Here is a 17,100-nt window from a genome sequence, read left to right as displayed (position 1 = left end):
GTCTGCGGCGACCGGGACGGTGTTCCACACCTGCTTGCGCAGGCTCGGCGGGCGCTCTCCGCATTCCACCACCTCGACCGGCGTGTACGGCGTGACCCGTCGGGCGCGTAGTCCGTGGTGGAGACGGTCGTGCCGGTGCAGTCGCGGCAGATCGTGGGACTTGGCGTCGAAGGCGGCGACCGCGCCGTCCAGGAGTTCGGCGAGCTCGTCGTCGCCCAGCGCGGTGATGTCCTGGGGAAGCTCGAACTGATCCACGAGCGGCTCTCCCTCGGTGAGAGGTGAGAGTTCGGCCCACAACCAGCGGCGATGCGTTCGAAGCTAGCGCACGCCTCGCTGGCCATGAGGTGTCAACACAGCGCGCTGAGCAGCAGCGGCGCATTCTTGCTGAGAGATGTCACGCGATGAGAACAGATCGCGGCCATGCCGTACCGCGCCATCGCGGGATGGGGATGTTGTTGATGTGCCTCACACTGTCTTTCGTCGTCCAGGGCCTGCCGATGACGGTCTGGACGCGGCGGATCTTCAGCCCAGCGAGTTAGGGAGCAAGGAGGCCCGGCTGTTCACCGGGCCGTGGCGGCTACCGGTGTCCCTTACCCTGCTCGCGTTGATCATGATGCTGCTCGGGACACGGGAGTACGAGAGCGCGATTACCACGTTCCCCAGCGTTCCCGACTCAGGAGGGGTTCACCTCAACCTCGGCACCGTCCCCAAGAACATCTCCATTCAGTTCTACATGACCGAGGAGAACCCCTCCTATTTCCGCATGGAGTTTCAGGCGGAGGTCCCCGCCCAGCCGGGCAGCAGTTCCCCTTGCACGCCGACGACCATCTACCTGAAGGATCTCCGTACCGAGTCTCTTGATTTCTCCGGCGGGACAGTCAAGGCGACGGAGACGGAGGAACCGAGCATCGAAACGCCCGGGGCCACATCCTTCACCACCCACTTGGCCGGCGAGACGTGCGGGACAGACCGCTGGTTCTGGATCACCGGCAAGCTGAGGACTCCCCTGTTCGCCAGGAACGGACCTGCTCTCAGCGCGCATCTGCCCGGTTTCAGCGTCGAAGGGCAGCGTGACGCCGTTGCCGCCATCTCAGCCAGCTGGAACGTTCAACTCACAGACGAGGATGCCACCAACATCAAGCCCGAGGTGATCTCCGCGGACTACAAGGGACCCGGGCTCTATTGGCGGGCGACGGCAAAGCCGATCAACCTGTCGCCGATATCCGCCTACGATTCGACCGGCACCAGCGCCGTTTCTGCACAGTACGGGAACTTCACCTCCATGCCCGCTCAGAAGGCGGCCGAGCGGTCCCTCTATTGGGCCGGTCTCCTCACCGGTGCGGCTCTCTCCCTGCTTACGTGGGCTGGTGAGGCAGCTTGGGAGGTACGCACGAAACACCGCACGGAGCAGACGGTCAGCGCCACCGAGATCGCCGAGCTCGTTTCCGTTCACGTCGAACGGCTCCTGGACATGCGGGCGATCGAACAGGCCGCCAAGGAACGACAGCAGGAACCCACGCGACAACAGATCGGGATCTTGAAACGTATTCGCCTGGCATCCCAGCAATTCAGAAATCCTCGAATTTGAATGTCGGTACATCTGTTATTCAGAGCGCCCGCCTCTCCCCCGCCCACGCCGGGCAGCCCCAAGCTCAGAGCGCTCCCCCGGGGGCCTACGTCAGCCACCACTCAGCACGCGCCAGCCCTGGGTGAGAGTCCGCCGCTTTCCTGCAGCAGCCCCCTGTCCGCAAGCGGTCATGGCCGAAGGGTGATTTCCCGCGCGAGATCGTCTCTTATGGAGACAAGGCGGCGCACCGCCACCTCCGCTCCAGTTCGAGAGGAACCGCATGGACATCCCGGCCCGAGCCACCCTGATCAACAAGAAGTCCGGGCTCGCCCTCGACATCATGGAATACGACATGTCCGACGGTGGCTGGGTGATCCAGTGGACTCCCCACGGAAAGCCCAACCAGATCTTCCGCCTGGAACCCGCCGAGGGCGGCTACAAGTTCATCGCCGAACACTCCGGCAAGGCCCTCGACGTCACCCTGGCGAACCAGAACGCCGACTTCGCGATGCAGTGGGGCATCAACGGCAGCCCCAGCCAGATCTGGTACCTCAAGGAGCACGAGGCGGGCGTCTACCGGCTCATCGCCAAGCACTCAGGCAAGGTGCTGGCAGTCGCAAACGCCTCCACCGACCCGGGCGCGCGCGTGGTGCAGTCCGAACCCGGTCACGAAGAGAACGAAATCTGGCTCCTCAAGGCCGTTCCCTAGCACCAGTACGCGGACGCGGGCGCGTCCTGGAACAGCGCAGCGGGACACCCCTTCCAGGTCGCGCCCCCTAGGCGCTCTGCGTGCGCGCCGCCAGCTCAGTTGGGGGACGCGTCCGGGCTGGTACCGCATCGCGGTGACCGATGGCCGGCGGACCTCCTCCGGGGCTGCCCGCTCGGCCGCAGCAGCGCGTCGACGGCGCGGTCGCGGTCCCCGAAGGCGTCCCAGGCGCGGCGGTGTCGATGCAGTACCGCGCGCACCGTTCGGAGGTCGGCAACTGGCCAGGGTCCACCGTCCGCGCCCTGGGCTTCCTCCGTGTCCGTGATCAGCCAGCCGCGACGCCCAGATCCACCACCAGGCTCGCGATGGCCACTACGCGCACCGGCCGCCTGCGAGCCCACTCCCCCAGGACCAGCGACAGCCGCGGCTCAGTACCTGCCTGACAGCGGGAGGATCTGGCGAAGTCCACGAACTCGCCGTCCACGCGAGCACGCCCCTCCACCAGCAGCAGCTTCCTCACCCCATAGCGGGCCTCCAGCTCCTGAGCCGCCCGCGAGCCCGGCTTCTCCACCAGCTCGATGACACGCCTCAGACCGCCCGGCTCGGCCTCGGTCGCCATCACGCCGCGCAGCTGGGCCAGCTCCCTGCGGTAGGGGCGGCCCAGCACGGCCACGCCCGGCAGCGCCTGGCGCAACTGCCCGAGCGGGTTCGCATCCGGGGTGCAGGTTGTCGCCGTAGGCCACGAACAGCTCCCCGCCCACGCCGCCCAGGTGGTCGGCGCCATTGATCAGCGAGGTCAGAGCCCCGTAGGTGCCCGCCTGGGCCACCCATTCCACTGTCATCCCCGCGACCGGCAGCCCGCCCGCCCCGGGCAGGCCCGCGGCCCGTAGATACCGCTCACCCCCGTCGCCGGTCAGGGCCTGACGCGGGCCTCGCCCAGCACCGCGATCTCGTCCAGCAGCCGAACGATCCCGGGCGTGCCCTCCACCGGCAGGCACTCCTTGGGCAGGTAGCCCCCATGCGCGCACCTGGGTGCCCAGCCCTCCGGCGGCCACCACGACCTTCGCCTGTTCAACCGCCCCGCTGGCGCGGGTCGCAGGGGTACCGTGCGCCGGTGATGAAGGTACGAGTCACCGGCGTTCTCATCGAGGACCGCCGGATCCTCCTCCTTGACCAGGACACCGGCTCTGGGAGGTGTGGACGGTGGCGCGCTTGACGCCGAGGTACTCGGCGACGTCGTCCATCGTCCAGTAGGCGGCTTCCGCGTCTGGCGGTACCGGCGCCGCAGTAAGTGCGTGGGTCGCGGGAGGGCGGCCGGCCATCTGGGCCTCCGCTCAGGCGGTGGGGGGTGCCCTCCGCGAGGCGAGGTTTCATCCCCTTGCCCCGCGGAGGCGGCTCGTCAGGCGTCTTCCCGCCCTGAGGTGGGAGGACGGAAGTGCGGGTCGCCGAAATCGTCGCCCTCCGCGTGGGCCTCGATCCACAGGGCGGCCAGGTCCGGATGCTCCGGGAAGGCCAGCAGGTCGCTGAGCGTCTCGACCTTGAGACAGGTCAGTGCAGTGGCGACGTCTGCACTCCGGGACATGAGCCCTGCCGTGGGTGGAGGCTCATGTCCCGGAGTGCCGAGGACTGGCAGGGCAGATGCTAGGGAGCAGGGTCTCCAGACTTCTCGCCCTTACAGGTCGAGCCGAATATCTTGCCGGTCCGCTGGTTAACGCATCTCTGGCACGGCTTTGCGTCCTCATCAAGGTCGCCCTTGCAGAGGATGCCTTCCTTCTTCTCTTCCTTCTTCGGCGACTCGGGTGCCTTTCCGGGCGCGCTCTTCTGTTCGCAGTACTGCTTCTTGTAGACGCCCTTCTTGTTCTGGCACCACTTGCATCGCTTGTGCTTGCCTTCGCGCCACTCGCATGGCTTGCCGTATACGGAGGTGGACGTGCAGACGGTGGATGTGCTGGACGCTTGAGCTGGACTGGGCTGCTCCTGCGCGAACGCCGGCGAGGCCAAGGTGGTGGCCGCCACCAGCGCCCCAACGGCGAATGCTTTCCTGAGCATGAGACTCCCCCCGTTGTTCGTCTCCTGCCTGTCTCTTCATGGTGCGCCCTTCAGCGGATGGGCAGTCAAGACGCCGGCGAAAATCCCGTGTTTCTCGTCTGAGGGTTTCGCGACGACGGAAACCGCTTTATCGGATTCCTTTTTCTGATGCTGAAGATTCCTTGTCCGCCTAATAGTCGTCGTCGCGCTCTGCCGTTGCGTCGTGCTCCTCTGTGACATGCGTGGGATCGAGGTCGAGACGGGGGCGAAGGTATCGAACGGCGTGTCGATGTCTTCCTGCATCCGTCGCAGTGTCTGCCGGGACCTCCATCATCAGGTTCCGGCTGAACCCGCATGTAGCTGATGGGGTCGCGGTCGCCGTACGGACTCAACACCCAGCCCGGCGCAGCTTGCACTCCTGGCAGGCGCCGCAGTCGGCCACCACGACGCCGGACCGGCCGAGCTGGTCGAACAGTTCGGTGGCGGTGATGTAGGCGCGGTGCATGGGCTGAAGCTCTCGTACCGGCGGCGGGCTGTCACAGGATCTCGCCGGGGGTCCGGCGGGGAGGGGGTGGGGGTGTGGTTCAGCGGGTGGGGAGGTTGATCACTTCGACGAGGTCGGCCGGGGCGACGTGGACTTCGATCTCGTGGATGTGGCGAGTGGTGGCCAGGAGGTAGAGGTAGCGGCGGCCGTTGACGCGTTGCCGGCGGCCGAGCGCGCCGCCCCCGAAGAGGTGCGCTGGCCGTCGGTCAGCGCACCTCTTCGGCTGGAGCGTCTTCGGCGGCCAAGCAAGGCTCTGACGTCCAACCGTGAACGAGGAATGATCACCGAAAGATGGCAGGGCTTTAGGCGCTTCGTAGTGGCGGCCTGTCGGACATAGTCGCAATGTAGCCGATCAACCACTGCTGGCGATTGATCGGTCACGTTGCTATCGCCAACTGGAGCAGACACACCCTTTTCCACAGGAGCATCCCATGCGCAGAACCGCCATCCATCTCACACTGGCCTCAGCCTTCACCGTCAGCGCCTCACTAGCCACATCCGCCGCCTACGCCGACCTCGGCGACGCCCAAGCTACCGGCGCCCGCGCCGTGGCCATCGTCAACGCCGACGCCACCGTGGTGCGCTCCAAGGGCGTCACTGCGGTGAGAAAGCTCGACGTCGGCCAGTACTGCGTCCAACTCGACAGCGACTACGACGCCAGCAGGGGCGTCCCGGTAGCCAACATTCGCTGGATCAGCGTGCCCACGTGGAACTCTGGCGCGTTCGTGGAGGAGTCTGGGACGCGGTGCGGCGCTGGAAACCGCCATGTTCTCGTCAGGACCAGTAATGGCTCCGGGCCCGCCGACGCTTCTTTCTCTGTCATCGTGCCCTGACGCTTCCTGCGCCCGGAGCTGGCACCTGCAGCGGAGCAAGACCGCAGAGCGTCTGTATGGACCGATTAGCAGGCGAACATGAGCCAACGCCGCCGCTGGGCTAGAACCGCCAAGGGAGCATGGGCACTGTCTTGCGGCGGCGAACCGGGATGCCCGAAGGGCCGCACACCCGGTCGGCATATCCGCCGGTCAGCGCCCGTAGCTGTCGGGGCGCATGGCCGATGGTCTCGCACTGTCGCCGGACTGTCACGGGTTCCGGTACGCGCTTCCCCCGGGCCCCCTCGGCCGGCGGGCCCGGCGGCTGTCAGCCCAGCACCCGGGCAGGTGAGTCGATCCAGTACTGCTGTCCCTGGGGGCTGACCGTCATGCCGAACCGGTCGCGTCGGGGCTCCCCGAGCCGGACCCATTGGAAGTAGGCGGCCACGGCCTCGTCCCACACCGGCCGGTCGCCCAGCTCGAACAGCGTGTACTCGTCCTGCCCGTCTTCCCAGATGGCCAATGCCTTCTCCCCTGGGCCGCCCGACACCCAGGCCAGGAAACGCCCCGGCTCCTCCCGGATGTCCAGTCGCAGCCCCGTCAGGGCGGCGACCGCGAGCCGGGCACCGGGTGGCGCGTGAGCGATCATGCGAGGGTCCACGCGCGTGGTGCTCTCCCGCGGCTCGGCCCCGTCCGGGTCCGGATGGTAGACGGGGCGCTGTGACCGCAGGGTCATGTAGTCGGCGTACTCCCGGAAACGGCCGTGCGCGGTGCCGTCCGGCAGCACGACCAGCCGCAGCGCGTGCCCGTCCCCGATCCCGGTGTGCAGGGGGGTGACGATCACCGCTCCGGGGCGGCACTGCTCGATCCAGGCGTAGGGCACCGTCCGGACAGCGCAGGTGGCATGGACGCGGTCGAACGGGGCGCGGCCTGCGGCCCCCGCGGCGCCATCACCGACGACCAGGTGGGGGTGCAGACCCGCCCCGGCGAGGTTGTCCGCGGCCGCCGCCGCGAGCGCCGGGTCGACCTCGACGGAGGTCACATTCTCCTCACCGGCCAGGTGGCACAGCAGCGCGCACGTCCACCCCATGCCCGTGCCGATCTCCAGTACCCGGTCTCCCGGCCGGGGGTCGAGGAGTTCGAGCAGGTCGGCGACCGTCGCGGGCGCGGACGACGACGAGCTGTAGGCGCCTTCCGAAGCACGCAGGTCGGTCGCACCGTCGTCGAGCTGGGTGACGATCGCGCCCTCGGTGTAGACGGCGGTGAGCCATTCCTTGGGGTCGGCGTCCCGGTCGACCAGATACGGCCGGTCGCCGGCCGGGATCAGCGCCACCGGCGGGACGTAGTGGTGGCGCCGCGCCGCCCGCAGGGCTTGCTCGATCCGGTCACCGACCGGCGCGCGCACCGAGACGATGCGCGCCATCATGGCATCGAGCAGCCCCTCGAGGTCGTGGTCAGTCATCGGCGCTGCCGTCGGAGTGCCTCGGCTTCTCGCGTGATCCGCCTCCCTTGCCCTCCCCGTCGTACTGCTCGTCGCCCGGGGGCTCGAAGTCCTCGTAGGTGTTCTTCTTGCCGCCGCCTCCGTGCCTGCCCATGGCGCTCTCCCTTCGTCGTACGTTCGCCTCCGGAGCGTGCTCATCGTGACCGTACGGTCACGCTCTGGTCCTGGCAAGGCGCCCGAGGAGGGGAGGGCGTGCAGCTACGCCTTCGGGTCCCACGTGCCCGTCAGCCGACGGCGGCCGGTCGCTCGCGATCCGGCAAGGTGTCCTCGCCGCGCAGCACCACGACCGCGAGCGTGTACGGCGGGCAGTGCACCGCGTGCTGGCCGCTGACCTGCACCCGCAGGTCGAACGGTCGGCAGGACTCGGTCAGGACGGCGACCGATTCGCCGCAGACCTCGTACGGCTCCACGACCGCGGCGAACATGGTGCCGCCGCGCCACCACGACATGCCGTGGTCGTGCAGGTGGCCGAAGTCGATCGGGCAGGTGCAGTGACCGAACCCCTCCGGCTCGGGCCGGTCGGGGTGGCGCAGGACGCACGGGCAGCGGAAGGGCCGGACGACGATGCCCAGGTCCTGCTCCAGCCGCCGGACCCGTTCGGCCCGTTCGTCGCAGAACCGCTGGGCCTTCGCCCGCTGGGCGCGGGCCTCGGCGAGCAGCTGCCGGCGTTCCCGCCGAGCGGCCTCAGCGGGAGCAGGGTCGTGGGCGGGCATGACGCCGAGGGGGGAATCTTCGAGTGTGACGGGCCGCCCTTCCCGTAGCACATGGATGACGGTCCCGGCCTTGACCGCCTGGTGCACTTGGTCGAGGTCCGGTCCGTAGCGGCCGAGCCGGGCCCGATCGACGACCAGGACCCCGGCGCCGTCGTCGGCGGCCCGGGTCAGTACGGCCTGGAGCTGGCCGCGGCCGCAGAGGTCGAAGCACTCCTCGACGATCTCGCCGCCGCGATCCGCGACCCAGCCGCGCATCTCGGCCAGTTGCCGGTCAGTGGCCCTGACGTCGTCGGCCGCGCTGTAGGCGTACAAGATCCACGATGTGAGGGGTTGTGTCATCCACTCAGCGTAAGAACACGCTCACAGAGCGGTGGCGCATTCACGAAACCGTGGCCGCGGCCTGCCGGCGTCCGTTCGCTGACCGCTCGTAGGTGCCGGGCTGCCAGACGATCTCCAGCACGAGGGCCAGTTCCCCGAACAGCTGGACGTAGCGCGACTCGTCGGCCTCGTCGTAGTCGTCGCCGGTACGGCCGTCCACGATGGCCGCGATGTCGGCGTAGGGGTCAGTCGTGACGGTCGAGGACGACGCTCTTGGTCGGTCACAGTTCCGGACCGGCGGTATCAGGTTGCGGCAGCCGTCCTGAAGAAGTGGGCGGTGTCGTCGTCGGCGGGGAAGTACGCCTCGACGGCGATCTCATCGAGCGTGACGTCGAAGGCCGCGCCGAACGTCGTGATGGTGTTGACGAAACACAACTCCGCTCCGCGATGCCGGATGCGGATGGGGAGCGCGATCTCGGCCGGATCGGGTGGCCGCGGGTCGCCCGCGGGACCGTAGGACTGCACCTCCTCGTACAGTGCGCTCAGTTCGGCGTCGCCGCTCCGCGCGACCTGGCGGGCGAGCCGGGGCAGCAGGAATCCGCGGACCTGCCCGAGGTTGAGCAGCCGCGACGCGAACCCGCCCGGGTGCAGACCGAGCCGCATCATGTTGACCGACGGCCGGAGCAACTCCGCGTCGACGCCTTCCAGGAAGACGTCGATCGCCGAGTTGGCGAACAGCAGGTTCCAGCGCCGGTCGACGGCCAGCGCCGGATACGGTTCGTGCCCGCGCAGGATCTGCTCCAGGACGTTCCGCGCCGAAGCCAGGTGCGGGTCCTTCAGCGGCCGTTCGCGGACGACGGGCGCGTGACCGGCCGCGACCAGCAGGCGGTTGCGTTCCCGCAGCGGGACGCCCAGATTCTCGGCCAGACGCAGCACCATCGCACTGCTGGGAATGGTCCGTCCCGTCTCCACGAAGCTGACGTGCCTGGCGGACACGTCCGCCTGCAGCGCCAGATCGAGCTGGCTGAGCCCGCTGCGGTGCCGCCACTCGCGCAGCAACTCGCCGATCGGCCGGTCCTGGTTCATCCGGCGATTATCCTCACACCACGCCGACCTGCACGATTACATGCCATGTAATCGACACCGCCGGGCGACCGCTGCGACGGTGTTCCCCATGAACGACACCAGCACGACCACCCGCAACAAGCACCTGGTCCTCGACGGCTTCACCCGGTTCGCGGCCGGGGACATCGACGTGCTCCGCACGCTCCTGCACGAGGACTTCGTCGAGCACAGCCCGGACAACCCCTCCGGGCGGGACGCGTTCATCGCCCACATCGCCGAGGCTCCCGTGGCGCGGGCCCGGCTCGACCTCAAGCGGGTGATCGCCGACGACGATCACGTGGTGCTGCACTACCTCATGACCACGGACGACGACCCGCGCGGCGTCGCCGTCGTCGACATCTGGCGGCTGGCCGACGGGCAGATCGTCGAGCACTGGGACGTGGTGCAGCCGGTGCCGGAAGCCGCGCGGGTTCCGCACGGAATGTTGTGAGGCGACGGCGTGCGGCGGACATCGCCCCTTCCTCGATCGGCGTCCCGGCGCCGGAGGTCCCATGGAACTCGCCCCGCCTCGGCAACGACACCCTGCCGCACCTCACCGGCCCAGGTGAGCGAGGCGGGCCGCGCGGGTGGCGTGCAACCTCGGCGGAGCCTTGACCGGTAGCTGAGCGTCCGGGCCGGACAAGGCGTACTGCTCCCGCGCGATCGGGCAGCGCCGGCGCGCACCGTGCCGAACCGGCCGACCGCGTCGCCGCCCGGCAGTGGCGCGGCGGCCGTAGTGGCCGTCCACCGTCCTTCGGCGCGGCCGGCCACCGCGCCCGCTCAGCCGTCGGGTGCGGCATCAACCGGCTCGAACGCCATCGCGGCATCACCATCCGGCACGGCGAACTCGCCGTCCGCTCCGAAACCACCGTCCGCATCGCCCGCCGTCCACAACCGGCTGACGATCCCCAGAGACACGACCTAATGGGACGAGTGGGATTCGGCGGACCAGAAGATGGCGTACCGGGATAGGGCGGCCCTGGGGGCGATGGGCCGGAAAGGGGGATCAGGCGGGCCGTTTCGGGAGCGGCCGGGGCCCGGAGAAGCGGACGCCCGGCCCCAGGACGGCGCGGGCGGCCAGGTCAGCCCCAGTGCGGAGGCTTGTTGTCGAGGTAGAAGGCGTCGGCGTCGGCTTCACGCCAGTCGCCCCAGCCGAGGTCGGTGTCGTCCGAAGTCTGCTCCGGGAGAAATTCGTCCACGGAAAACATGCTACCGAGACGTACAAACCAACACCGGTCGTCTTCCCGGCTCCACGGACAGCCCTCGCGCCCGGCGGTACGATGCCAGGGCAGGTGTCGCCGATCCCCCGTGAGGCTGCGCATGGCCACCCCTACAGGCTGGCGGAGAGAAGGCAATCTACCGGCGGAGCTCACCAGCTTCGTGGGGCGGACCCGGTTACTCGCCAACCTCAAGCGGCATCTTGCCGAGTCCCGGCTGGTGACCGTCACCGGCATCGGCGGGGTGGGCAAGTCGCGCACGGTGCTGCGGCTGGCGCACCAGGTCCGTACGCAGTACCCCGACGGCGTGTGGTTCGCCGACCTGGCCCGGCTGCAGGACGCGGGCATGGTCAAGCACACGATCGCCTCGGCGCTCGGCATCGCCGACCAGTCCTCCCGGGCGGAGTCGGAGTCGCTGTCGGAGTGGGTCGGCGAACGCGACATGCTGCTCATCATCGACACCTGCGAACACCTCGTGCAGGGCTGCGCCGAGCTGGTCCACGAGCTGCTGGAGGCCGCGCCCAACCTGAAGGTGCTGGCCACGAGCAGGCAGTCGCTCCACCTGCCGTACGAGCAGGTGGTGCCGGTGCCGCCGCTGGTCGTGCCCGGCGACGACCCGACGGAGAACCTGTTCACCAACGAGTCGGTGCAGTTGTTCGCGCTGCGGGCGGGAGCGGTCGTGCCCGACTTCCAGCTCGAAGAGGACAACATCGGCGCGGTGGCCGAGCTGTGCCGCAGGCTCGACGGCATCCCGCTGGCGATCGAGCTGGCGGCGGTGCGGCTGCGCGCCCTGTCGGTGGAGCAGATCCTCGGGCTGCTGGCCGACCGGTTCAGCCTGCTGGCCGGCGCGAGCCGTACGGCGCTGCCGCGCCACCAGACGCTGCGGGCGGCGATCGGCTGGAGTCACGAGCTGTGCGAGCCCGCCGAGCGGTTGTTGTGGGCGCGGCTGTCGGTGTTCGCCGGCGACTTCGAGCTCGACGCGGCCAGGTTCGTCTGCTCCGACGGGCGCCTGCCGTCGGAGGACATCACCGATCTGGTCACCGGGCTGGTGGAGAAGTCGATCCTGATGATCAGGAGCCACCACTCCGGCGTCCGCTACAAGCTGATCGACACGCTGGCCGAGTACGGCGAGGAGTGGCTGGACAAGCTCGGCCAGGCCCAGCAGATGCGGCAGCGCCACCTGGAGTACTACCTGAGCCTGGCCCAGCGCAGCGAGGACGCGTGGTCGGGTCCGCGGCAGATCTACTGGTTCGTGCGCATGCGCCAGGAGCACGACAACGTGCGGGTCGCGCTGGAGCACGCGTTGTCCTCGCCCATGCGCAGCGGTTCTGCGCTCACGCTGCTGGCGTCGTTGTGGTTCATGTGGGTGTGCTGCGGATTCGTCCGGGAGGGGCGTCTCTACCTCGAACGCGCGCTGGAGGCCAACCCCTCACCGAGCAAGGAGCGCTGCAAGGCCCTGTGGGTGCTGTCCTACGTGCGCAGCGCGCAGGGTGACAGCGTCGGCGCGCTGACGGCGGCCGAGCAGTGCAGCACGGAGGCCGTCCGGGTGGGCGACTCCAGGGCGGTGATCCTGGCCTCGAAGATGCAGGGCACGGCCGCGCTGCTCCAGGGCGACCTGCAGAAGGCCAGCGCGCTGCTGGGCGTGGCGATCGAGTTCAACACCGACAACAAGGAGCTCAACCCGGGCCTGCTGCCCGCGATCGTCGAGCTGTCGCTGGTGTTGTCGGCGCAGGGCGAGCTGTTCGAGGCCGAGTCGCTGCTCCAGGACTGCCTTCAGGTGTGCCGGGAGCGCGGCGAGCTGTGGGTCAGCTCGTACGCCCAGTGGGCGATGTCGCGCACCAGGCTCGCCACCGACCGGCCGGGAGAGGCGCTGCACAACGCCCGCGAGGGCCTGCGGATCAAGCGGCACTTCCACGACACGCTGGGCACGCTGCTGGTGCTGGAGACGACCGCGCGCATCCTCATCGCGCTCAAGCAGGCGCCGACGGCGGCCAAGCTGCTGGGCGCGTTGCAGCAGAACTGGCGGACGGCCGGCCTGCCGCAGATGGGCGCCCCGTTCCTGACCGACGACCACGACGCGTGCGTCGAGGACTGCAAGTCGATGATGGGCGAGCTGGCTTACAAGAACGCCTTCGAGAACGGCGCCCGCCTCGACCTCGACGAGGCGTCCACGCTCGCGCTCGGCGACCTGGACGCCCCGGCCGAGGACTGATCCCGGGGCCTCACACGGCCTGGGGCCAGCAAGTCCCCTCCGGCCACGCGTGCACGTAACGCGCGCTGCCGAGCGAGAACTCGATGTGCCCGCGTACCCAGTGCTCAAGGCCGCGGACGTACGTGCGGACGGGCGGCGGGGCCCACTCCTCCAGCGCCGCGCGCCGGTCGAGGAAGGCGGCGATCGCCTGGTTGTGCATGTCGGAGACCTCCAGGAGGGCGTCCTGGAGGGTGAGGTTCCGGTGGGTGGCCAGCACGGTGACGAGGTTGTGCCGGGCCTTGTCGTTGTCGCATTCCTTGGCGTAGGAGAGCAGGTCGTTGTCCCAGCCGATGAGGTCGCAGGCCAGGTCCGACAACATGCGGACGTCGGGATGGTGCCACTCCTCGGCCTCGAGGCGGTAGCCGCCGCCGGCGTCGATGAGGGCGAAGCAGGTGTAGGTGGCCCCGGTGATGCGGCGCATCAGGATGTAGTCCTGCGGCGTGGGGATCAGGTCGACCTCGCGGTTGGCCGCCTCCCAGATCTGGGCGAACAGGTACTCCTTGACCGTGATGCGCCACCGGTCCACCTGTGCCGGGGTGGAGGTGGCGACGATGCGGTGCAGGAGCTCGTTGAGGGCGAGGCCGAAGGGGTTCTTGTCGTCGGGCTCCCTGCGGTCGTCCAGGATCTCCAGGAGCGGCGGCAGGGCGCGGGCGAGCGCGGAGGCCCGGTGCCCCATCAGCTCGCCCTCGCAGAAGGCGTCGTCGAACGCGAAGAGCCAGTTGTACCAGTCGTTGATCAGCCGGAGGCTGTCGCGCGGGACCTCGGGGTTGGTACGGGCGGCGAGCAGGCCGATCTTGGAGCGCCGGAAGTGTTCGATGGTGTCGGCGCCCTTGAGCATGTTGGAGGCGGCCAGCCACTTGTGGCTCTCCTCGTCGACCTCCGCGGCATGCACGTTGATCTCGTTGGGGAACGGGCACGGGAGCGGAGGGATGTGGAGCGGTCGCCTACTGAAGGAATGCGCAGAAGTTGCCACGTCTTTCAGCATGACGATCGGCTGTTCAAAAGGCCACACTCGACAACTTGGAGCCCTTTAATGCCTTTTTCGCACTATGGAACCCTCCAAGGCACCCGGTGGATAAACTGGGCATTTGCCGCTATTCAGGCCGGTCCAATGCCTGCGAGGCGCCGTACCGCTGATCGGCTTCCGTCACCGGCAGCGCTCTGACCACGGCCGACTCCTGCGTGAACCCGCCCCCGGGAAGCGCCCCGCGCACGCGGCCGTAGGCGCGGCCGGAGCCGGATCCGGACGCGATGAACATTCACCCGGCTCCGCACGACCATGATCGGCCGACACCATCAGCAAAATGTCACCTTTGCTGATGGCGAGATTGACCGGAACGCCAGCCTCCGGGGTCGGCGGGCGACATCCTGGAGCCGCCGCTCCGGCCAGGGCGGACACCCCCGTCTCCGACCGGGTGCCGGATTGCGGCTCGATAGGGTGCCTTGCGCGGAATCGATCCGACTCGCCATAGGTTCTGGGGAAGAGTACCTAGGGAAAGGCTGTCCAACCGTGTTCGACCCGAAGGATCTCTACAGGCTCGCAGACGACGCGCCCGAGCTGACTGATCCGGTGTTGCTGTACCACTTCGACGGTTTCGTCGACGCGGGCGGCGCCGGACGCCTCGCGCTGGGCCACCTGCTGGCCGAGCTGGAGCACCGGGTCGTGGCGACGTTCGACGTGGACCGGTTGCTCGACTACCGGTCCCGGCGGCCCATCATGACCTTCGACACCGACCGCTGGGTCGAGTGTGAGAGCCCCGAGCTCGCCGTCCATGTCGCCCATGACGCCACGGGCACGCCGTTCCTGTTGATGAGCGGCCCGGAGCCGGACCGGGAATGGGAGTTGTTCACCCGCGCTGTGGGAGAGCTGCTGGAACGGCTGAAGGTGAGCAAGATCGTCACGTTGCACGGCATCCCGATGGCGGTGCCGCACACGCGTCCGCTGGGCATCACCATGCACGCCAGCCGCCCCGAGCTGATCAACTCCCAGACCAGCGCCTTCGGCCGGGTCCAGGTTCCGGGGAGCGCGGCCGCGCTGCTGGAGCTGCGGCTGGGCGCGCAGGGGCACGACGCGGTCGGGTACGCGGTGCACGTGCCGCACTACCTGTCGCAGGCGGAGTACCCGACGGCGGCGGTGACCGGGCTGGAGGCGGTGACGCGGGGCACCGGCCTGGTGTTCCCGATGGAGGCGCTGCGCGACGCGGCCCACCGGACGACGGCGGAGATCGAGGAGCAGATCCAGGCGTCCTCGGAGCTGTCGACCGCCATCAGCGGCCTGGAGCAGCAGTACGACGCGTTCGCGGGCGGCGCGGAGCGGGAGAACCTGATGGCCGAGACGACCCCGATGCCCACGGGCGACGAGCTGGCCGCCCAGTTCGAACGGTTCCTGGCCGAACGCGACGACGAGTGACGGGCGGCCCGGCCCGTACCGGCTAACCTGGGCGGATGAGCGAGATCCGGGTCGGCCTGATCGGATACGGCACCGCGGGCGCGTACTTCCACGCCCCGCTCGTCCATGCCACTCCGGGCCTGCGGCTGTCGGCGGTGGTCACGCGGAATCCGGAGCGGCAGGCCGAGGTGGCCCACCGGTACGGCGCGGCCGGCGTGCCGGACGTGCGTGAGCTGTGGGAGCACAGCGACCTCGTGGTGGTCGCCTCCCCCAATCGCACGCACGTGAGCATGGCCGCCGCCGCGCTCGCCGAGGGCCTGCCCGTCGTGGTGGACAAACCGGTCGCCCGCACCGCCGAGGAGGCCCGCGAGCTGGTCCGGCTGGCCGAGCAGGCCGGCGTCATGCTGACCGTGTTCCAGAACCGGCGCTGGGACGGCGACTTCCTCACCGTGCGGCGGCTGATCGCCGAGGGGCGGCTCGGCGACGTGCTGCGTTACGAGTCGAGGTTCGAGCGCTGGCGGCCGGTGCCCAAGGGCGGCTGGCGGGAGACCGGCGGCGCGGAGGAGATCGGCGGCCTGCTCTACGACCTGGGCAGCCACCTGGTCGACCAGGCGCTGCAACTGTTCGGCCCGGCGCACGAGGTCTACTGCGAGAGCGACGTGCGGCGGCCCGGCGTGGCCTCCGACGACGACACGTTCATCGCGCTCCGGCACGCGGGCGGGGTGCGTTCCCACCTGTGGGCCAGCTCGGTGGCGGCCCGCCTCGGGCCGCGGCTGCGGGTGCTGGGCTCGGCGGGCGCGTACGTCAAGCACGGCATGGACGTGCAGGAGGAGCGCCTGCGGGCGGGCCTGACCCCGGACTCCCCCGGTTTCGGCACGGACGAGGAGAGCCGCTGGGGCCTGCTCGGCACCGACGACGCCCGGCCCGTTCCCACCGAGCCGGGCGCGTACCTGGACTTCTACCGCGGGGTGGAACGCGCCCTGCGCGAGGGCGCGCCGCCGCCGGTGGACCCGCGCGGCTCGATCGACACGCTGGCCGTCATCGAGGCCGCCCACCTGTCGGCCGCCCAGCGCATGGTCGTCCACCTGGGCTGACCCCCGAGCTGACACCCGGGCTGCCCCCTGACTGATCGTGCTGATCAGTCGCGGAGGCGGGCGCGCAGGGCGGTGTTGTCGGCCTCGGTCCAGCCGTGGCCGCGCAGCCAGCCCATCGGGCCGTCGAAGCGGTCGTCCAGCACCTTGAGGAACTGCTCGATGTAGCGGGCCCGGGGCCTGTGGTCGTCGGCCGGGCGGGAGTCGAGGTCGTCCCGGTAGGTGTCGCTGGCGCGCAGGCGCTTGAGTATCAGCTCCAGGCGCTCGCCCGTGGCCACGTAGTCCCCCACGATGGCCTCGCGGGTGGCCCCGGCGACCTCCAGCGCCAGCGCCGACAGCACGCCGGTGCGGTCCTTGCCCGCCGCGCAGTGCACCAGCGCGGCGCCGTCGTCGAGGGCCATGGCGCGCAGGGCCGCCACGACGGCGTCCGGACGGTCGCGCAGGTAGCCGAAGTAGAAGCCGGTCACGCGCAGCTCCTCGTCGACCTCCCGCTCCTGCCAGGGCAGCACGCGGTCGCCGTCGATGGAGTCGGCCTCGACGTCGGTGTGCCTGCCGCCCTCGGCGAACAGCGTCAGGTGGTGGTGGGTCACCTCCGGCGCCCGGGTGAGCGGGCCGGGGCCCTCCAGGTTGACCTCGGCGGTCGAGCGCAGGTCCACGACATGGCGCAGGTTCAGCTCGCTCACCAGGAGCGACACGTCCGCCGGGGTGAGGCCCTGCAGGTTGTCGGCTCGGAAGATCCGGCCGCGGCGGGTGAGCCCGCCGTCACGGGTGGGAAGTTCGCCCAGGTCACGTACGTTGACGGCGCCTTCCAGATCGATCCATCTTGTCATCTCATCCATTACTTCGACCTTATATGTCGGCC

General features: G+C 69.4%; 21 protein-coding genes. 8 read left to right on the top strand and 13 right to left on the bottom strand.

Features of this window, described 5'->3' with window-relative positions; translation table 11 throughout:
• The first annotated feature begins 114 nt into the window (after window positions 1–114).
• The 3 genes from ACNF49_RS18630 to ACNF49_RS18620 all read left to right on the top strand — a co-directional run bounded on the left by ACNF49_RS18630 (window position 115) and on the right by ACNF49_RS18620 (window position 2,276).
• Window positions 115–282 carry a hypothetical protein gene (locus ACNF49_RS18630; protein ID WP_357965270.1) on the top strand — a complete coding sequence of 56 codons (168 nt, stop codon included), beginning with the start codon at window positions 115–117 and terminating at the stop codon, window positions 280–282.
• Window positions 283–604: 322 nt separating this feature from the next.
• A complete protein-coding gene (locus ACNF49_RS18625) occupies window positions 605–1,588 on the top strand; it encodes a hypothetical protein (RefSeq protein WP_482944492.1) in 984 nt (327 codons plus the stop codon).
• Between the two features lie 259 nt (window positions 1,589–1,847).
• Entirely contained in the window at window positions 1,848–2,276 is a 429-nt protein-coding gene (locus tag ACNF49_RS18620; RefSeq protein WP_482944491.1) for an RICIN domain-containing protein, read from the top strand.
• Between the two features lie 322 nt (window positions 2,277–2,598).
• Here ACNF49_RS18620 and ACNF49_RS18615 read toward each other — a convergent pair whose 3' ends face one another.
• The 5 genes from ACNF49_RS18615 to ACNF49_RS18595 all read right to left on the bottom strand — a co-directional run bounded on the left by ACNF49_RS18615 (window position 2,599) and on the right by ACNF49_RS18595 (window position 4,604).
• Complete coding sequence (locus ACNF49_RS18615; protein WP_482944490.1) at window positions 2,599–2,967, bottom strand: hypothetical protein; 369 nt, start codon at window positions 2,965–2,967, stop codon at window positions 2,599–2,601.
• A gap of 219 nt (window positions 2,968–3,186) precedes the next feature.
• Complete coding sequence (locus ACNF49_RS18610) at window positions 3,187–3,348, bottom strand: hypothetical protein (protein WP_357965277.1); 162 nt, start codon at window positions 3,346–3,348, stop codon at window positions 3,187–3,189.
• A 324-nt stretch (window positions 3,349–3,672) separates the two neighbouring features.
• The gene (locus ACNF49_RS18605) at window positions 3,673–3,855 is read right to left on the bottom strand and encodes a hypothetical protein (protein ID WP_482944489.1); all 183 of its coding nucleotides are present in this window, start codon (window positions 3,853–3,855) and stop codon (window positions 3,673–3,675) included.
• Window positions 3,856–3,914: 59 nt separating this feature from the next.
• Entirely contained in the window at window positions 3,915–4,322 is a 408-nt protein-coding gene (locus ACNF49_RS18600; RefSeq protein ID WP_482944488.1) for a hypothetical protein, read from the bottom strand.
• A 36-nt stretch (window positions 4,323–4,358) separates the two neighbouring features.
• A complete protein-coding gene (locus ACNF49_RS18595) occupies window positions 4,359–4,604 on the bottom strand; it encodes a hypothetical protein (RefSeq protein WP_482944487.1) in 246 nt (81 codons plus the stop codon).
• 672 nt (window positions 4,605–5,276) lie between these two features.
• Between ACNF49_RS18595 and ACNF49_RS18590 the strand changes: the two genes are divergently transcribed.
• A complete protein-coding gene (locus ACNF49_RS18590; RefSeq protein ID WP_482944486.1) occupies window positions 5,277–5,678 on the top strand; it encodes a hypothetical protein in 402 nt (133 codons plus the stop codon).
• 304 nt (window positions 5,679–5,982) lie between these two features.
• Here ACNF49_RS18590 and ACNF49_RS18585 read toward each other — a convergent pair whose 3' ends face one another.
• The 5 genes from ACNF49_RS18585 to ACNF49_RS18565 all read right to left on the bottom strand — a co-directional run bounded on the left by ACNF49_RS18585 (window position 5,983) and on the right by ACNF49_RS18565 (window position 9,272).
• The gene (locus ACNF49_RS18585; protein WP_482944485.1) at window positions 5,983–7,116 is read right to left on the bottom strand and encodes a methyltransferase domain-containing protein; all 1,134 of its coding nucleotides are present in this window, start codon (window positions 7,114–7,116) and stop codon (window positions 5,983–5,985) included.
• Window positions 7,109–7,249 carry a hypothetical protein gene (locus ACNF49_RS18580; RefSeq protein ID WP_357965287.1) on the bottom strand — a complete coding sequence of 47 codons (141 nt, stop codon included), beginning with the start codon at window positions 7,247–7,249 and terminating at the stop codon, window positions 7,109–7,111. Before ACNF49_RS18580 ends, ACNF49_RS18585 begins: the two co-directional genes overlap by 8 nt.
• 130 nt (window positions 7,250–7,379) lie before the next feature.
• Window positions 7,380–8,207 carry a recombinase family protein gene (locus ACNF49_RS18575; RefSeq protein WP_482944484.1) on the bottom strand — a complete coding sequence of 276 codons (828 nt, stop codon included), beginning with the start codon at window positions 8,205–8,207 and terminating at the stop codon, window positions 7,380–7,382.
• A 40-nt stretch (window positions 8,208–8,247) separates the two neighbouring features.
• A complete protein-coding gene (locus ACNF49_RS18570; RefSeq protein ID WP_482944483.1) occupies window positions 8,248–8,406 on the bottom strand; it encodes a hypothetical protein in 159 nt (52 codons plus the stop codon).
• A gap of 83 nt (window positions 8,407–8,489) precedes the next feature.
• Window positions 8,490–9,272 carry a helix-turn-helix domain-containing protein gene (locus ACNF49_RS18565; protein ID WP_482944482.1) on the bottom strand — a complete coding sequence of 261 codons (783 nt, stop codon included), beginning with the start codon at window positions 9,270–9,272 and terminating at the stop codon, window positions 8,490–8,492.
• Between the two features lie 88 nt (window positions 9,273–9,360).
• Between ACNF49_RS18565 and ACNF49_RS18560 the strand changes: the two genes are divergently transcribed.
• A complete protein-coding gene (locus ACNF49_RS18560; protein ID WP_482944481.1) occupies window positions 9,361–9,741 on the top strand; it encodes a nuclear transport factor 2 family protein in 381 nt (126 codons plus the stop codon).
• Window positions 9,742–10,070: 329 nt separating this feature from the next.
• On the opposite strand, the gene ACNF49_RS18555 is transcribed toward ACNF49_RS18560, so the two are convergent.
• The gene (locus ACNF49_RS18555) at window positions 10,071–10,208 is read right to left on the bottom strand and encodes a hypothetical protein (protein WP_482944480.1); all 138 of its coding nucleotides are present in this window, start codon (window positions 10,206–10,208) and stop codon (window positions 10,071–10,073) included.
• A gap of 462 nt (window positions 10,209–10,670) precedes the next feature.
• Here ACNF49_RS18555 and ACNF49_RS18550 point away from each other — a divergent pair, with 462 nt between their 5' ends.
• Window positions 10,671–12,719 carry an ATP-binding protein gene (locus tag ACNF49_RS18550; RefSeq protein ID WP_357965299.1) on the top strand — a complete coding sequence of 683 codons (2,049 nt, stop codon included), beginning with the start codon at window positions 10,671–10,673 and terminating at the stop codon, window positions 12,717–12,719.
• A 10-nt stretch (window positions 12,720–12,729) separates the two neighbouring features.
• On the opposite strand, the gene ACNF49_RS18545 is transcribed toward ACNF49_RS18550, so the two are convergent.
• The gene (locus ACNF49_RS18545; protein WP_482944479.1) at window positions 12,730–13,650 is read right to left on the bottom strand and encodes a terpene synthase family protein; all 921 of its coding nucleotides are present in this window, start codon (window positions 13,648–13,650) and stop codon (window positions 12,730–12,732) included.
• Between the two features lie 618 nt (window positions 13,651–14,268).
• Between ACNF49_RS18545 and ACNF49_RS18540 the strand changes: the two genes are divergently transcribed.
• Entirely contained in the window at window positions 14,269–15,168 is a 900-nt protein-coding gene (locus ACNF49_RS18540) for a proteasome assembly chaperone family protein (RefSeq protein WP_357965304.1), read from the top strand.
• A 35-nt stretch (window positions 15,169–15,203) separates the two neighbouring features.
• Window positions 15,204–16,241, top strand: coding sequence for a Gfo/Idh/MocA family oxidoreductase (locus tag ACNF49_RS18535; RefSeq protein ID WP_482944478.1), 1,038 nt, complete (start codon window positions 15,204–15,206; stop codon window positions 16,239–16,241).
• Between the two features lie 44 nt (window positions 16,242–16,285).
• Here ACNF49_RS18535 and ACNF49_RS18530 read toward each other — a convergent pair whose 3' ends face one another.
• Entirely contained in the window at window positions 16,286–17,068 is a 783-nt protein-coding gene (locus ACNF49_RS18530; protein WP_482944477.1) for a tyrosine-protein phosphatase, read from the bottom strand.
• Window positions 17,069–17,100 lie beyond the last annotated feature (32 nt).

The organism is Actinomadura sp. ATCC 39365 (assembly GCF_054392275.1).
This window is presented reverse-complemented; position numbering and strand designations above follow the sequence as displayed.

Coding starts and splice junctions, on each gene's coding strand:
- ACNF49_RS18620 (WP_482944491.1), top strand. CDS start 1,848: ATGGACATCCCGGCCCGAGCCACCCTGATCAACAAGAAGTCCGGGCTC.
- ACNF49_RS18605 (WP_482944489.1), bottom strand. CDS start 3,855: ATGTCCCGGAGTGCAGACGTCGCCACTGCACTGACCTGTCTCAAGGTC.
- ACNF49_RS18585 (WP_482944485.1), bottom strand. CDS start 7,116: ATGACTGACCACGACCTCGAGGGGCTGCTCGATGCCATGATGGCGCGC.
- ACNF49_RS18590 (WP_482944486.1), top strand. CDS start 5,277: ATGCGCAGAACCGCCATCCATCTCACACTGGCCTCAGCCTTCACCGTC.
- ACNF49_RS18565 (WP_482944482.1), bottom strand. CDS start 9,272: ATGAACCAGGACCGGCCGATCGGCGAGTTGCTGCGCGAGTGGCGGCAC.
- ACNF49_RS18535 (WP_482944478.1), top strand. CDS start 15,204: ATGAGCGAGATCCGGGTCGGCCTGATCGGATACGGCACCGCGGGCGCG.
- ACNF49_RS18600 (WP_482944488.1), bottom strand. CDS start 4,322: ATGCTCAGGAAAGCATTCGCCGTTGGGGCGCTGGTGGCGGCCACCACC.
- ACNF49_RS18560 (WP_482944481.1), top strand. CDS start 9,361: ATGAACGACACCAGCACGACCACCCGCAACAAGCACCTGGTCCTCGAC.
- ACNF49_RS18575 (WP_482944484.1), bottom strand. CDS start 8,207: ATGACACAACCCCTCACATCGTGGATCTTGTACGCCTACAGCGCGGCC.
- ACNF49_RS18530 (WP_482944477.1), bottom strand. CDS start 17,068: ATGACAAGATGGATCGATCTGGAAGGCGCCGTCAACGTACGTGACCTG.
- ACNF49_RS18595 (WP_482944487.1), bottom strand. CDS start 4,604: ATGCAGGAAGACATCGACACGCCGTTCGATACCTTCGCCCCCGTCTCG.
- ACNF49_RS18580 (WP_357965287.1), bottom strand. CDS start 7,249: ATGGGCAGGCACGGAGGCGGCGGCAAGAAGAACACCTACGAGGACTTC.